The sequence below is a fragment of the Phytohabitans sp. LZ39 genome, from assembly GCF_059359075.1.
This window is the reverse complement of sequence record NZ_JCADBM010000033.1, coordinates 37,670-52,331: the sequence shown is the minus strand read 5'-3', so window position 1 is coordinate 52,331 and position 14,662 is coordinate 37,670. Positions and strand designations below refer to the sequence as shown.

The following is a 14,662-nucleotide window of genomic DNA, read 5'->3' as shown; positions in this document are numbered from 1 at the left end:
AGGCGGCGGCCGGACAGGTAAAGTCGTGGCGATGCTCGACAAGCGCCTATACCACCACCTTGTGACCTGGCTGGGCCAGTGGCCCGCCGGTCAGCCGCTGGTCGTCGTCGGTTCCGACCGTCGCACCCAGCCGGCGTGGGATGGCCGGGTCTACCCGATGGTGGGTGTCGGCGCCCCGGGTGGCACCGTCATCTCGGTGCCGCCGCCCCGGGCCGCGGCCGCGCGGGTGCTCGCCGACCAGCCCCTCGACGACTTCCTCGCCAAGCTCCCCACCGCGCTCGGCCTCGACGCCGGCCGCCGGGCCTTCGGTGGGGTATTCCGCTACTCGCTGGAGCCCGAGCGCATGCCCGACGCCGGCGAGTGGCTGCCGCACGACGATCCCGTGGTGCCCCGCTGGCTGTGGCCCTTCGGCGGCGACGTGCTCATCGCCCGCGACCCGGACACCGGGGCCTATCTCGCGGGCGTCGGCATCAAGCGCCACGACGCCTACGGCAACGAGCTCTCCGTCGGCACCGAGGAGGCCGCCCGCGGCCGCGGCCTCGCCCGCCGGCTGGTGGCCCAGGCCGCCCGCCGCGTGCTCGACGAGGGCGCCGTCCCGACCTATCTGCACGCCCCCGACAACACCGCCTCCGCCAAGGTCGCCGAAGCCGCCGGCTTCCCCGAACGCGGCTGGACCGTCTACGGCCTCTAGCGACGTTTCAGGTTCGAGGTCGCTGTGGCCGTGAGGCCATTTCAAGATTTGAGCTACCGCGACGTCCGCGGTGGTCCAGACCGTTGCTCCCGCGGCCTCACCCGTCCGCTGTTGGTCACCCCGTGCTGTCGAGCTGCCCCGTTTGTGCGAGCAGGTCGACAGCCTCCCCGAGGCGGGTGGCCGCGCCCGCACGGCACGTCGCCCATCGCTTTACCTGGCGGGTAATCGACGGGTCGGGGAAGGCGTGACAGGGTCGAAACATGAGTGATTTCAAGGATCTCGCCGAGCGTTACATCGCCACGTGGAACGAGCCGGACGCCAACGCGCGCCGTGCCGCTGTCGCTTCGCTATGGGCCGACGACGGCACATACACCGACCCGCTCGCCTCGGTCGCCGGGCACGACGCCATCGCCGCGCTCATCGCCGCGGCCCGCGAGCAGTTTCCCGGCTTCACGTTCCGGCTGCTCGGGCCGGTCGACGGCCACCACGACATCGGCCGGTTCGCGTGGGAGCTGGTGCCGGAGGCCGGTGGTGAGTCCGTTGTGGAGGGTTCGGACGTGGCGGTCGTCGACGGGGACGGGCGCATCAAGGGTGTGTTCGGTTTCCTCGACAAGGTGCCCGCGTCACAGTGACTGTAGAAACTTCCTCGTCTCGTCGTCGGCGGGGAAGAAGCTCTCGATGGCCAGCTCGGCCACGGTCACGTCCAGCGGCGTGCCGAACGTCGCCGTGGTGCTGAAGAACGCGAGCTCCCGCTCCCGGAGGCGGAGCCGCAGCGGCACCGCGAAGTCGCCGGGGCTGGGTGGGCCGGCCTGGCCGCCGGGATAGCCGCGCAGCTCCTCGTAGAGCGCCGCCAGCTCCGTGTCACCCGTGACCAGTTGGCGGCGCAGCCGTTCGAGTAGGTGGGCCCGCCACTCGGGCAGGTTGGCGACACGGGGTGCCATCCCGTCCGGGTGGAGGGTGACCCGGAGGACGTTCATCGGCGGGGCGAGCAGCTCCGGCGCGACGCCCTCGGTGAGCACGGCCACGCTGCTGTTGGCGTCGACGAGCCGCCAGGCCCGATCCACCACCACCGCCGGATAGGGCTCGTGGCCGGCGAGGATCTGCCGGATCGCGGCCCGCACCGCGGTGAGGCGGGGCGAGTCGAGCGCCTCGGCCGGGTACGCGGGCGCGTACCCGGCCGCCAGCAGCAGCTCGTTGCGGTCGCGCAGCGGCACGTCGAGGTGCTCGGCCAGGTGCAGCACCATCTCCCGGCTGGGCGCCGCGCGGCCGGTCTCGACGAAGCTCAGGTGCCGCGTCGAGACCTCGGCCTGGATGGCCAGCTCCAGCTGGCTGAGCCGCCTCGTCTGGCGCCACCGGCGCAGGAGCTGTCCGACTGTCACCCTCTGATGCTAAGGAGTCGTGCACTCCGGGATCCCAGAGTCACGAAGCCTCGTCAACCGCAATGTCGCGAACGTGTCCCGGTGTGTCAGCCGGCCGGGGAGATCAATCGGTGTCGCATCGTGCCGAGACCCTCGATTGTGGTCTCCAGCACATCGCCCGGCGCCAGGAAGCGTTGTGGCGTACGGCCCTGGCCGACGCCCGGCGGTGTGCCGGTGAAGATGAGGTCGCCCGGCAGCAGCGTGCAGACACCGGAGAGATAGCCGATCAGCTCGGGGATCGAAAAGACCATCGCGCGGGTGCTGCCGTCCTGCATGACCTCGCCGTTGACCGAGCAGCCCAACGCGAGGTCGCCCGGGTCGCCGGCCTCGTCGAGCGTCACCAGGTAGGGGCCGACCGGGCCGAAGCCGGGGTACGACTTGGCGAGGCTGAACTGTGGCGGCTGGCCGCGCCGCTGCACCTCCCGCTCGGAGAGGTCCTGCCCGACGGTGAGTCCGGCCACGTGGCTCCACGCGTCGTCGGGGCGCACCGCCTTGGCGGCCCGGCCGATCACCGCGACGAGCTCGACCTCCCAGTCCACAGTGGTGCTTGGCAGCACGATGTCGCCGTACGGCCCGGCGATGGCGGAGACGAACTTCGTGAAGATCATCGGGTACTCGGGCAGGGGAAGCCCGGACTCGGCCGCGTGGTCGGCGTAGTTGAGCCCGACCGCGAAGACCTGCCGCGGGCGGGGCGAGACCGGGCCGAGTGTGGCCTCTTCGAGCTTGCCGGTGGGCGCGGGCCGCTGCGCCGCCCATGCCGTGAAGTCGTCCCACGCGTCGTACGCCGCCTGCGGATCGGGCCCGAACCGGCCCTCGCTCGCCGTGGCAACGTCGACAACCTCGTCGCCCGTCACGATGACGAGCCGTCCGTCATGATTCGCCAGCCGCATGCGAGGCACCCTAACCCCGAAGTGGATCAAACACGAACCGCGGGCCCGGTGGGGGGATGCCGGGCCCGCGGTTCGCTTGATTCCCCAGGCCGTGGTCTGCGACGTGCTCGAAACGCTACGTGCGCGTAAATGGCCTTTCAAGAGGAGAAGGGCGGAAATGGTCCGTTCGGCCGAGTAGCACGCGACTACGCAGAGTTACGCGAGCCCGAGTGCCTCGGCGGCGGCGCGGCCGTTGGCGTGGCTCGCCCCGTATGTCGTGACGAACGCCCGCGCGCCGGCCGGCCGCCACCGGGACGGCCAGCCCATCTCCACCACGGTCACCGGGTGTGCGGCGGCCAGCGTCTCGATCAGCGCGCGTGCCTCGGGCAGCCGGTGGGCGTGCCGCCCGACCACCACGATCGGCCGGGCGCCGGCGCGGACGAGCAGGTCGGCGGCAACAGCGTCGGCGGCCGCCACCCGCACCTGCTCGGTGCCGTTGATGTGCGGACCCAGCCCCCACGGCACCGGCCCCTCGGCGATGGTCGACGTGGCGACGAGCTGCACGACCAGCGGAGCGCCAAGCCCGTCGAGGCTGCCCTCGACCTGCACGGCGCGCCGCGCGGCCGCGTACCCGAGGTCGGTGGTGGACACCGGGGCCGGCGCGGAGCGTGACGCCCACGCGGCGAGTGCGTCGACGCGCGCGGCGGCCTCCTCGACCCGCGCGAGCGGGAGGCGCCCGTCGGAAATCGCGGCCACGATCTCGGCGGCGACCTCCTCTACCAGGGCCGCGTCCACCCGTGCGCCGATGCAGAGCAGGTCGGCGCCGGCGGCGAGGGCGGGCACGGCGGCGCGTGCGGTGCCGCCCGCCGCGAGCGCGGCACCCTTCATCTCCAGCGCGTCGGTGATGACCGCGCCGCCGAAGCCGAGCTCGGTGCGGAGCAGGTCGACGAGCGCCGCGCGGCTGAACGTGGCCGGCCCGTCGCCGGTCAGCTCGGGCACCCGGATGTGCGCCGTCATGATCGATTTGGTGCCGGCCTCGACCACCGCGGCGAAGGGTGGCAGGTCGCGGGCGCGCAGCAGCTCGAGCGGGGCGTCCACAGTGGGTAGTTCGAGGTGCGAGTCGGCGACGGTCGCGCCGTGCCCCGGGAAGTGCTTGGCGCACGCCGCCACGCCGGCCTCCTGAAGCCCGGCGACCGCCGCGGCGGCGTGCGCGGCCACCTGCTCGGGGTCGGAGCCGAAGGAACGCGTCCCGATGATCGGGTTTTCGTCCGCGGTGTTGACGTCGACGGTGGGTGCGAGGTCGAGGTTGATGCCGAGCGCGGCGAGTTCCCCGCCGATCGCCTCGTATACCCGCTGAGTCAGCGAGGCGTCACCCACCGCACCGAGGGCGGCGTTCCCGGGATATGGGCTGCCGGTCGCGTGGGCGAGGCGGGTGACGTCACCACCCTCTTCATCGATGGCGATCAGCGCGTCGTGGCGGGCCGCGCGCAGGGCGGCGGTAATGGCCGCGACCTGCGTAGGCTCTGCGATGTTGTATCCGAACAGCGTGTAACCGGCCAGCCCTTCGCCGACGAGGTCGACGGCCCAGGGTGGCGCGCTTGTCCCGGGAAAGGCGGCGAGCAGCGTACGCAGGGCAAGCCGGCGCAGCCCAGGATCGAGCGACATGGTGGGAACCCCTTCTGTCCAGCCGGCTGACCGCTCGCGCGGCCATAGCCGATTACGCTACGCCTACCCGGTTAAGTGAGTAAGGTTTAACTGTTAAGTCTCCTAAATACTAGAGGACGGTAGATGGGGTCTCCACGCCTGCCCGGCACGCCTCGGCTCCTGCGCGCGCTCAACGACCGCGCCGCGCTGGAGCTCCTGCTTTCCCGCGGCCCCCTCACCCGTGCTCAGCTCGGCGAGCTCACCGGGCTCAGCAAGGTGACCGCGTCCCAGCTTGTGGAACGGCTGGAGGAGCGCGGCCTCGTCACCCGGGTGGGTGAGCAGGCCGGCGGCCGGGGTCCCAACGCCCAGCTGTACGCGGTCACACCCGGCAGCGCGCACGTGATCGGCGCGGTGGTCGAAGCCGATCGCGTGGTCGCCTCCTGCGCCGACATCACCGGCAACGTCCTCGGCGGCGCCGAACTGTCCACCAAGGACACCGACGAGCCGGTCAAGGTCGTACACAGCGCCGTCGTGCAGGCCGCTGATAACGCGAACGCGGACCTGAGCTCGGTGCGCCGGGTGGTGCTCGGCACGCCCGGCCTGGTCGACCCGAGCACCGGCGACATCACCTTCGCGTGGAACCTGCCCCGCTGGCACCGCGGCCTGCTCGCCGCGCTCCGCGAAGACCTCAACACTACGGTCATGTTCGGCAACGACGTCAACCTCGCCGCCGTGGCCGAGGCACACGAGGGCGCGGCGAAAGGCGTCGACGACTTCGTGCTGATCTGGGCCGGCGGCGGCATGGGCCTGGCGGTCATGCTCGGCGGGCGGCTCCACGAGGGCAGCACCGGTGCGGCCGGCGAGATCGGCTACCTCCCGGTGCCCGGCGCCCCCATCCCGCGCGACACCTACCGCCGGTCGAAGGGCGCGTTCCAGCAGGTGGCCGGCGCCGACGCGGTGCGCGCGGTGGCTCGCGAGCACGGCTTCCGCGGCAGCAGCGCGGCCGAGGCCGTCAAGGCCGCGATCGCCGCCGGCACCCGCGGCGGCCCACTGCTCGACGAGCTGGCCCGCCGGCTGGCACTAGGCGTGGCGAGCACCTGCGTGGTGCTAGACCCCCCGCTGGTGGTGCTGGCCGGCGAGGTAGGCCAGGCCGGCGGCACCGCCCTGGCCGAACGCGTGCAGCACGAGGTTGCCGCGATCACGCTCGTCTCCCCGCGCGTGGTGGCGACCGAGGTGAGCGGCGACCCGGTGCTCACCGGCGCCCTCCGCACCGCCCTCAACGCCGTCCGCGACGAGGTGTTCGGCTCCACCGTCGGCTGATCTCTGGTTCTTATTCGCCCCGGTCCGCGTCAGCCGCGGACCGTATGCGCGGGGTCCCCACAGTGAAGCCCCGCGGCGAGTCACTGCCAGCGCCCGGCCCCGTCCGAAAGCCCGCCGGAGGCGCGGTAACCGCAACCAAGGACGGCGCCGGGCGAAGGCGGGCTTGAACCGCGAACCCGCTGGCCCGCGGGAGCATACGGTCCGCAGCTGACGCGGACCGGGGTAAATCTGCAACGTCCTACGCCAGATCCCGCTGGCGGAAGGTCGCGAACGCGCCACCGACGATCAGTGCGAGCGTGATCGCGAACACCGCCGCCGCATGCACCCAGGTCAGCGTGTACTGCCCGCTGATGTACCGGTCGTAGAAGGACACCTCGCCGTCCATCCACGCTCCGATGTAGCTGCTGAGCATGTACTGGTCGGGGCGGCCGGCCTCGACCACCTCGAAGACGATGCGGGCGCCGATCTCCCACACGATCGCGTACGTGGCGATGAGGCCCAGGGCCGCCGCCGTGTGGCGGCCGAGCGTGGCGGCGCCGAAGCCGATCGCCGCGGCGTAGAGCACCAGGCAGATGCCGCGCACGAGGGTGAGGGCGAGGTCGCTCCAGAACTCGGTGTCGAGGTCGCCGGGGACACCGGTCACCTCGGAGATGGCGTAGAACGCGCCGACGTAGAGGATGCTCGCCACGACCGAGACGGCGAGCACGCCCGCCAGCACCGTGGCCAGCTTGGTGCCGAGCACGGTGGTCCGCTGGGGTCGCCACAGCAGCAGGTTGGTCATGCCGCCGGAGGTCAGCTCCGCCCCGACGAAGGACGCCGCGACGAGGAACGCGAACAGCGCGAGGAAGGCGACCATGAAGTAGAGCAGCTCGGTGATCTCCTCGGAGAACACGAACACGCCGAAAAGGTAGTCTTCGATCCGCGGATCGCGCCCTACGTAGTCGTCGCAGAAGGCGGGGCTGATCTGCTGGTCCTCGCACTGTTGCCGGAGCTGCTCCAGCCGCAGCTCGGCGAGCATGACCTCCCGCTCGGCCTGCTGCCACTCCGCGGAGGTGGGCTGGTGCGAGCCGGCGACGGTGGTCGCCACCGTGATGCTGAACGCCGCGATCAGCAGCACCGCCATCAGCTGCACGAACCGGCGGGCGACCAGCCGGCTCAGCTCCGCCAGCGCCAGGTTCACGGCTGCTCTCCCAGGTCGATCTGGCCGGGCGGGGGCACCTCGTCCACCTGCTTTGGCGCGCCCGGCTCGGGCGTGGTGCCGGTGAGCTGGAGGAAGACGCTTTCGAGGTCGGGTGTGAGCGGGGTCAGCTCGGAGACCCACATGCCGCGCTGCCCGAGCTGCTCGCTGATCCACGCCGAGTCGCCGACGTCGGCGACCACGAGATGGTCGTCGTTTCTCGTCACCGGAAGGCCGGCGTTGGTGAGCACCTCGGCGGCGCGGTCCAGTTCGCCCACGCGTACCCGGTATTCGCCCCGGTCGAAGCCGGACAGCACCGCGGCCACCGGCCCGGTCGTCACCCGCCGGCCGCGCGAAATGATCGTCACGTGGTCGCAGATCAGCTCGATCTCGGCCAGGATGTGGCTGGAGACGAGCACCGTGATGCCGGCCGCGGCGAGCTCTCGCATCAGGTCGCGCATCTCGCGGATGCCGGCCGGGTCGAGGCCGTTGGCCGGCTCGTCGAGTATCAGCAGCTCGGGCTGCTTGAGCAGCGCGGAGGCCACGGCGAGCCGCTGCTTCATGCCCAGCGAGTAGCCCTTCACCCGCTCGTTGCCCCGGTCGCGGAGCCCGACCTGGGTGAGCACCGCGTCGACCCGCTCGGCCGGCACGCCGCCGGCGCGGGCGAGCAGGCGCAGCGTGCGGCGGCCGGTGAAGTTGCCGAAGAACTGCGGGCTCTCCACGATCGCGCCGACCCGCGGGGCGACCTCCGGCAGCGCGTCGGGCGCGGGCTGGCCGAGGATCGACATGTGCCCGCTGTCGGCGCGGACGAGGCCGAGCAGCGTGCGCAACGTGGTGGTCTTGCCAGAGCCGTTGGGACCGAGGAACCCGTGGACCTGGCCCGCCTCGACCGTCATGTCGAAACCGTCGAGCGCCACCCGCGCGCCGCCCCGGAAGGTGCGAAACGTCTTGCGTAGCCCCTCGATCTGGATGACGGCCGTCATGGGCCAGAACCATACGGTGCTGGTCACATCCATGGGGGGCGGCCGTTCGGACGTGGTTGGATGGTCGCGTGGCCTCGTCCGAAGATCTCGTGGTTGACCTCGACAGCGTCGGTGTCGTGCGCACCGGCTCGCACCTGCTGCACGACCTCAACTGGAAGGTCGAGCTGGACGAGCGGTGGGTCATCCTCGGGCCCAACGGGGCGGGCAAGACCACACTGCTCAACATCGCTTCCGCCCGCCTCTACCCGAGCATGGGCACCGCGCGCGTGCTCGGCGAGCAGCTCGGCCGCACCGACGTCAACGAGCTGCGCACCCGCATCGGCCTCGCCAGCGCGGCGCTGGCCGAGCGGATCCCCGGCGAGGAGCGGGTCGCCGACGTCGTGATGACCGCGTCGTGGGGCGTGGTCGGCCGGTGGCGCGAGCGGTACGAGGCGATGGACGAGATCCGCGCGCGGGCGCTGCTGGAGCAGTTCGGCGTGGCGGGGCTGGCCGACCGGGCGTTCGGCACGCTGTCCGAGGGCGAGCGCAAGCGGGTGCAGATCGCCCGCGCGCTCATGACCGACCCCGAGCTGCTGCTGCTCGACGAGCCGGCCGCCGGCCTCGACCTCGGCGCGCGGGAGGATCTGGTGAGCCGGCTGGCCGAGCTGGCGTACGACCCGGACGCCCCGGCGCTCGTGCTCGTCACCCACCACGTCGAGGAGATCCCGCCCGGTTTCACCCACGCGCTCCTGCTGCGCGGCGGCGTGGTGGTGGCGCAGGGCCTGATCGGCGACACGGTGACGAGTGAAAACCTCTCGAAGACGTTCGACGTGCCGCTGACGCTGGAGCGCTCGGGTTCGCGCTTCACGGCGCGGGCTGCTTAGCTTCCTGCTATGCGTGCGCCTCGGGTGGTCGTGGCCGGCAGCGCCAACATGGACCTCGTCGCCACCGCGCCGGTGCTGCCCCGGCCGGGTGAGACCGTGCTCGGCCACGACTTCGCGATGGTGCCCGGCGGCAAGGGCGCCAACCAGGCCATCGCGGCCGCCCGCGCCGGCGCCTCGTGCGCGTTTCTCGGCGCGATCGGCTCCGACTCGTTCGGCGTCACGCTCAAGGCGCGCCTCGCGGCGTCCGGAGTAGACAGTGCACATGCGAGGGTGGTTTACGGCTCGTCCGGCGTCGCGCTCGTCGTCGTCGACGGCGAGGGGGAAAACACCATCGTCGTGACGCCGGGCGCCAACACCGCGTTCACGTCGCTCACCGAGGCCGAGCTGGCGGCGATCCGCGGCGCGGACGTGCTCGTGACCCAGCTGGAGATCCCGGTCGAGACGGTGACCGAGGCGGCGCTGGCGGCCCGGGCGGCCGGCGTGCGGGTGCTGCTCAACGCCGCGCCCGCCCGCGCACTCCCCGCCGAGCTGCTCGACGCGGTCGACCTGCTTGTCGTCAACGAGGGCGAGGCGTTCACGATCAGCGGCCGGGGCCGCGACGACCGGGGCGCGTTGCTCTCGGTGGTGCCGCGCGCGGTGGTCACCATGGGCGACGAGGGCGCCTGGTACGGCGACCGCGACGGCACGTCGGCACACGTGCCCGCGGTCAAGGTGGAGACGGTCGACTCGACGGCGGCGGGCGACGCGTTCACGGGTGCGCTGGCCGTGGCGTGGGGCGAGGGCCGCGAGATGGTCGAGGCCGTGCGCTGGGCCTGCGCGGCCGGCGCCGCCTGCGCACGGCGGCTGGGTGCGTCGGTGTCGCTGCCGCAGCGCGCCGAGATCGACGCGCTTTTCACCGCCGCCGCTTGATCCGTTCAGGTGAGGAGCGAGTTGGCGCGGCGGCGTCCGGACTGAGCCGCCCGCCGACGCAGTCGGGCTTTCGGGGTGGCGTCGCCTTTGGCGCCGCACGTGCGATCGAACTTGGCAGGCTCAGGCATCCTGGTGGCATGCTCCGCTTCATCCTCAACCTGCTGTGGTTGATCTTCGGGAGCGGGATCGTGCTGGCCATCGGCTACGGCCTGGCCGCGCTGATCTGCTTCGCCCTGATCGTGACCATCCCGTTCGGCGTCGCCTCGCTGCGGCTGGCCTACTACTCGCTGTGGCCCTTCGGTCGGACGCTGGTGACCAAGCCGAGCGCCGGCCTGGCATCCGGCATCGCCAACGTGCTGTGGGTGATCGTCGCCGGCTGGTGGCTGGCCCTGATGCACATCACCGCGGGTATCGCCCTGTGCATCACGATCATCGGCATTCCGTTCGGCATCGCCAACTTCAAGCTGGTCCCGGCCGCGTTCTGGCCGCTGGGCCGCGAGGTCGTCGAGCTCGACTGACCCTCCGCCCGTAGGGCGCGCTCTTTCAAAGGCATTTGAGCTACCGCGACGGACGTCGCGGTAGCCCAAATCTCTCTTCCGATCTGGATCTCCCTCGAGACCACGGAGGTCGGCCGGGGCGGTCCGGCGCGGGTCGGTTGGAAACGAGATCGTAACGAAGGGTTGACTCGCGAGGTGATCTCGGGGCAGGCTGCTGGAAACGTTTACAGCTGAGTTCCGGAGGTACGACCTGTGGGTCGTAAACGTTTACAAGATGCTGCCGACGGGCGGCCGACGGTGCACACCGTCGCCGCTCGGGCGGGCGTGTCGATCGCGTCGGCCTCCCGGGTGCTCAACGGGCTCGGCGGCAGCGCCGAGACCACGCGGCGGGTGCGGGAGGCGGCGGCCGCGGTCGGATACGTGCCCAACGCGATCGCGCGGTCCCTCCAGTCGCAGCGGACCGGGCTGATCGCGCTGGCCGTCGAAGACATCGGCAACCCGGTGTACGTGGCGATGATGCGGGCGATCGAGGCCGTGGTCGCCGAGTCGGGACACCAGCTGCTGGTGCATGCCACGGGCGGCGACGTGCCCGGCGAGACCGCGTTACTGCGGCGGCTCGCGCACCGTTACGTCGATGGCATGATCATTTCTCCGATCCGGATCACCGACGCGCACGTGGAGGCGTTGACCGCCAGCCCGGTGCCGGTGGTCGTCGTCGGCCAGTTGCCCGAGGACGTGCCCGTGGACAACGTGCGGGCCGACTCGCGCACCGGCGTCGCGCTCGCCGTGGACCATCTGGTGGGCGTCGGCCGTAGCCGGATCGGGTTTGTGAACGGCCCGCTGGACACGGTGCCGGGTGCCGCCCGCGACGCCGGTTTCCGCGCCGCGATGGCACGCCACGGGCTCGACGTCGACCCGGCGATGGTCGAGGTCGGCGACTTCCAGTACGCGCCGGGGCGAGCCGCCGCCGAGCGACTCCTGGCACGGGCGAACCCGGACGCCATCGTCTGCGCCAACGACCTGATCGCGGTCGGTGCCCTCCACGCGCTGCTGGTCTCCGGCCGTCGGGTGCCCGAGGACGTGGCGCTGGTCGGCATGGACGACACCGAGCTCGCGCAGATGTCGTTTCCGCAGATCTCGTCCGTCTCGCTCGGCTCTGGCGAGCGTGGCCAGCTGGCCGCGCGCCTGCTGCTCGACCGCATCGCGGACGGCACGCTGAAGCCCCGGCGGGAGCACGTCGCACCCAGCCTGGCCGTCCGATCGTCGAGCACCGTCCAATGACGACATTCGCCGAGGCCCGCCGGCGGTCGGACCGGACGACCGTCTACCTCTTGCTGCTGCCCGCGCTCCTGCCGGTGCTCGTGCTCTCCGTCGTGCCGCTGCTGCGCGGCATCTACCTCGGGTTCACCGACGCGCGCGCCGGCCGCAACGTCGACACGAGCTTCACCGGCGTCGAAAACTACCGCGAGCTGATGAGCGACGACCTCTTCTGGAGCGCGTTCCGGATCGGGCTCGTGTGGTCGTTCGGCGTGACGATCCTCCAGTTCGTACTCGCGCTGGGGCTCGCCCTGCTGCTCGACCAGCCGCTGCGCTTCCGCGGCTTCGCCCGGGTGATGGCGCTCGTGCCGTGGGCGATGCCGCCGGTGATCGTCGGCATCATGTGGCGGCTCGTCTACCACCCGGACGCCGGCCTGCTCAACGAGGTGCTCTACCGGGGCGGCGCGGAAGGGTTGCGGCACAACTGGTTGGGCGACTTCAGCACCGCGCTGCCCGCCGTCATCCTGGTCGGCATCTGGGCCGGCATGCCGCAGACCACCATCGTCCTGCTCGCCGGCCTCCAGGGCGTGCCGCGCGAGCTGCACGAGGCGGCCGCGGTCGACGGGGCGTCGGCGTGGCAGCGCTTTCGCAGCGTCACGATCCCCAACCTGATGCCGGTCATCATCGCCATCACGTCGCTCGATTTCATCTGGAACTTCAACTCGTTCGGCCTTGTCTACGTGCTCACGGCCGGCGGGCCGGGTGGCCGCACGATGCTGCCGATGCTCTTCGCGTACGAGGAGGCGTTCCGCTACGGCAACTACGGCTACGCCGCCGCGCTGGGCAACGTGATGGTGGTCATCATCGTCGCGCTCCTCGCGCTGTACCTCAGGCGGCGGCTGCGGGAGGCGAACGCATGAAAGCCAGCCGCACCACGCGCACCCTCCAATACATCGCGCTCCTCGGATACCTCGTCTTCCTCGGCTTTCCGCTCGTCTGGATGCTGTCGACGAGCTTCAAGCCGCCGCGGGAGATGGTGGAGATCCACCCCACGCTCGTCCCGCACAACCCGACGCTCGACAACTACGTCGACGCGTTCACCGAGCAGGAGCTCGGCCGGGCGGCGCTCAACAGCCTCCAGGTGTCGCTGGCGACGGCGGTGCTGACCGTGCTGGTGGCGCTGCCCGCCGCGTACGCGCTGGCCCGCTTCAAGACCCGGCTCGGCACGGTCGCGCTCGGCTGGGTGCTGCTGTCCCAGCTGTTTCCGTTCGTGCTGCTGGTGATCCCGCTGTTTCTCATCCTCCGACAGGTCGACCTGGTGAACACCCACGCCGGCCTCGTCCTGGTCTACGTCGTGTGGGCACTCCCGTTCGCGCTGTGGATGCTGCAAGGCTTCGTCCGCAACATCCCGCGCGAGCTGGAGGAGGCCGCCGCCGTCGACGGTGCCACCCGCTTGCAGACGCTGCGCCGGGTGGTCGCCCCGCTGCTCGCCCCCGGTGTGGTGGCCACGTCCCTGTTCGCCTTCATCTCCGCGTGGAACGAGTTCTTCTTCGCGCTCGTGCTGCTCAAGAGCCCCGACCTCGCGACCCTGCCGGTGACGCTGGCCAGGTTTGTCGGGGTGGAGGGCATCGCCCGGCTCGGCCCCCTCGCCGCCGGCTCGCTGCTGGCGACCATCCCGAGCCTCCTCTTCTTCGCGTTCCTACAGCGCCGGCTGACGTCCGGTTCGCTCGCTGGTGCCGTCAAGGGTTAGGAGTACACCCCCATGTTGAGAAAGTTGGTCGCCGTTTCCGCGGCGCTCCTCATCGGACTGTCGGGATGCGGCAGTGGCGACGACGACACATCGTCCGAAGGCCCCGTCAAGCTTCGCTTCCTCAGCCTCGCGTGGCAGAAGGACTCGCTGGCCGCCAACCGCGAGCTCGTCGACAAGTGGAACGCCGAGCACCCCGACATCCAGGTCGAGTACGTGCAGGGCGACTGGAACTCCGTGCACGACCAGCTGCTCACCTCGTTCGAGGGTGGCGACGCGCCGGACATCTTCCAGTACGAGAGCGCGTCGATCGGCGAGTTCGCCAAGCAGGGTTACCTGGCCGACCTGTCCGGCCTCCTGAGTGACGGCTTCAAGTCGGAGGTCAGCCAGGGCATCTGGGACACGGTCACGGTCGACGGCAAGGTGGTCGGCGCGCCGTTCCTGCTCGAGTCGCAGGTCGTGCTCGCCAACAAGAAGCTGCTCGACGCGGCCGGCGTGACGGTGCCGGCGGCGGGCCAGGCGTGGACGTGGGACGAGTTCCAGGCCAACGCGCAGAAACTCACCAAGGGCGGCACGTACGGCGTCGCGTGGGCGCTCAAGTCGCCGACCAACCGGGTGATGAACCTGTCGCTCAACTTCGACGGCAAGTTCTTCTACACCGACGGCGGCAAGACCGAGGTGCGGGTCGGCGACGCGGAGAAGGAGATCCCGCGCCGCATCCACGACATGATTTACGTGTCGAAGACGGCCTCGCCGGACGCGGTCGGCATGGGTGGCACCGACCCGCTGCCCGGCTTCTTCGCCGGCAAGTACGCGATGCTGCCCGGCGGTGTCTTCCTCCGCCAGCAGATGGTCGAGCAGGCGCCGGCCGGCTTCGAATGGGTGACGCTGCCGCCCATCAAGGGCAACAGCGCCAACCAGGCGGCCAACCCGCAGACACTGTCTATTTCGGAGGACTCGGCGGGCAAGAAGCAGGCGGCGCAGTTCATCGAGTACTTCCTCAACCCGGCCAACCAGGCCCGCCTGGCGCAGGGCGACTGGCTTGTGCCGACCGGCAAGAAGGCCGGCGAGGAGCTGGTCAAGGCGACCGGCGGCAAGCAAGGCTGGGACGTGGCGGTGGCCAGCGCGGCCGACCTGACGATCGCTCCATTCCAGACGGTCAGCGGCTACCCGGAGTGGAAGACGAAGTTCGCCACGCCGGCGCTCCAGCAGTACTTCGCCAACAAGATCACGCTCGACCAGCTCGGCACGCAGCTGGTCGACGGTGGGAAGCAGGTTCTGAGGTAA

The 14,662-nt window shown here is 71.1% G+C and carries 15 protein-coding genes; 10 read left to right on the top strand and 5 right to left on the bottom strand.

The features are described 5' to 3' along the window. Positions 1 to 31 precede the first annotated feature (31 nt). Entirely contained in the window at positions 32 to 691 is a 660-nt protein-coding gene (locus AC5L36_RS41270; protein WP_441224268.1) for a GNAT family N-acetyltransferase, read from the top strand. 260 nt (positions 692 to 951) lie between these two features. Further along, positions 952 to 1,323: a nuclear transport factor 2 family protein gene (locus AC5L36_RS41265; RefSeq protein WP_441224267.1), complete on the top strand. Its 372-nt coding sequence runs from the start codon at positions 952 to 954 to the stop codon at positions 1,321 to 1,323. Here the strand turns inward: AC5L36_RS41265 and AC5L36_RS41260 are convergent. The 3 genes from AC5L36_RS41260 to AC5L36_RS41250 all read right to left on the bottom strand — a co-directional run bounded on the left by AC5L36_RS41260 (position 1,315) and on the right by AC5L36_RS41250 (position 4,643). Continuing rightward, the gene (locus AC5L36_RS41260; protein ID WP_441224266.1) at positions 1,315 to 2,070 is read right to left on the bottom strand and encodes a helix-turn-helix domain-containing protein; all 756 of its coding nucleotides are present in this window, start codon (positions 2,068 to 2,070) and stop codon (positions 1,315 to 1,317) included. The genes AC5L36_RS41265 and AC5L36_RS41260 overlap by 9 nt on opposite strands. Positions 2,071 to 2,156: 86 nt before the next feature. Beyond that, on the bottom strand, positions 2,157 to 2,999 hold the full coding sequence (locus AC5L36_RS41255; RefSeq protein ID WP_441224265.1) for a fumarylacetoacetate hydrolase family protein: 843 nt from the start codon (positions 2,997 to 2,999) through the stop codon (positions 2,157 to 2,159). Positions 3,000 to 3,194: 195 nt separating this feature from the next. Next, on the bottom strand, positions 3,195 to 4,643 hold the full coding sequence (locus AC5L36_RS41250; protein ID WP_441224264.1) for a glycoside hydrolase family 3 N-terminal domain-containing protein: 1,449 nt from the start codon (positions 4,641 to 4,643) through the stop codon (positions 3,195 to 3,197). Between the two features lie 123 nt (positions 4,644 to 4,766). On the opposite strand from AC5L36_RS41250, the gene AC5L36_RS41245 reads away from it, so the two are divergent. Then, positions 4,767 to 5,942, top strand: a complete 1,176-nt coding sequence (locus AC5L36_RS41245; protein ID WP_441224263.1) for an ROK family transcriptional regulator — start codon at positions 4,767 to 4,769, stop codon at positions 5,940 to 5,942. Positions 5,943 to 6,180: 238 nt separating this feature from the next. On the opposite strand, the gene AC5L36_RS41240 is transcribed toward AC5L36_RS41245, so the two are convergent. Together AC5L36_RS41240 and AC5L36_RS41235 are read right to left on the bottom strand one after the other, a co-directional pair. Next, positions 6,181 to 7,122, bottom strand: coding sequence for a DUF2705 family protein (locus AC5L36_RS41240; protein WP_441224262.1), 942 nt, complete (start codon positions 7,120 to 7,122; stop codon positions 6,181 to 6,183). Then, the gene (locus AC5L36_RS41235) at positions 7,119 to 8,102 is read right to left on the bottom strand and encodes an ABC transporter ATP-binding protein (protein ID WP_441224261.1); all 984 of its coding nucleotides are present in this window, start codon (positions 8,100 to 8,102) and stop codon (positions 7,119 to 7,121) included. Before AC5L36_RS41235 ends, AC5L36_RS41240 begins: the two co-directional genes overlap by 4 nt. Positions 8,103 to 8,170: 68 nt before the next feature. On the opposite strand from AC5L36_RS41235, the gene AC5L36_RS41230 reads away from it, so the two are divergent. From AC5L36_RS41230 to AC5L36_RS41200, 7 genes are all read left to right on the top strand, one after another. Beyond that, complete coding sequence (locus AC5L36_RS41230) at positions 8,171 to 8,965, top strand: ABC transporter ATP-binding protein (protein WP_441224260.1); 795 nt, start codon at positions 8,171 to 8,173, stop codon at positions 8,963 to 8,965. Between the two features lie 9 nt (positions 8,966 to 8,974). Beyond that, the gene (locus tag AC5L36_RS41225; protein WP_441224259.1) at positions 8,975 to 9,874 is read left to right on the top strand and encodes a ribokinase; all 900 of its coding nucleotides are present in this window, start codon (positions 8,975 to 8,977) and stop codon (positions 9,872 to 9,874) included. A 137-nt stretch (positions 9,875 to 10,011) separates the two neighbouring features. Continuing rightward, positions 10,012 to 10,392 carry a YccF domain-containing protein gene (locus tag AC5L36_RS41220; RefSeq protein WP_441224258.1) on the top strand — a complete coding sequence of 127 codons (381 nt, stop codon included), beginning with the start codon at positions 10,012 to 10,014 and terminating at the stop codon, positions 10,390 to 10,392. Positions 10,393 to 10,668: 276 nt separating this feature from the next. Then, positions 10,669 to 11,652, top strand: a complete 984-nt coding sequence (locus AC5L36_RS41215) for a LacI family DNA-binding transcriptional regulator (RefSeq protein ID WP_494909649.1) — start codon at positions 10,669 to 10,671, stop codon at positions 11,650 to 11,652. Beyond that, positions 11,649 to 12,548 carry a carbohydrate ABC transporter permease gene (locus tag AC5L36_RS41210; protein WP_441224256.1) on the top strand — a complete coding sequence of 300 codons (900 nt, stop codon included), beginning with the start codon at positions 11,649 to 11,651 and terminating at the stop codon, positions 12,546 to 12,548. The genes AC5L36_RS41215 and AC5L36_RS41210 overlap by 4 nt, the downstream gene beginning before the upstream one ends. After that, positions 12,545 to 13,378, top strand: a complete 834-nt coding sequence (locus AC5L36_RS41205) for a carbohydrate ABC transporter permease (RefSeq protein WP_441224255.1) — start codon at positions 12,545 to 12,547, stop codon at positions 13,376 to 13,378. Before AC5L36_RS41210 ends, AC5L36_RS41205 begins: the two co-directional genes overlap by 4 nt. A 12-nt stretch (positions 13,379 to 13,390) precedes the next feature. After that, positions 13,391 to 14,662: an ABC transporter substrate-binding protein gene (locus AC5L36_RS41200; protein ID WP_441224254.1), complete on the top strand. Its 1,272-nt coding sequence runs from the start codon at positions 13,391 to 13,393 to the stop codon at positions 14,660 to 14,662.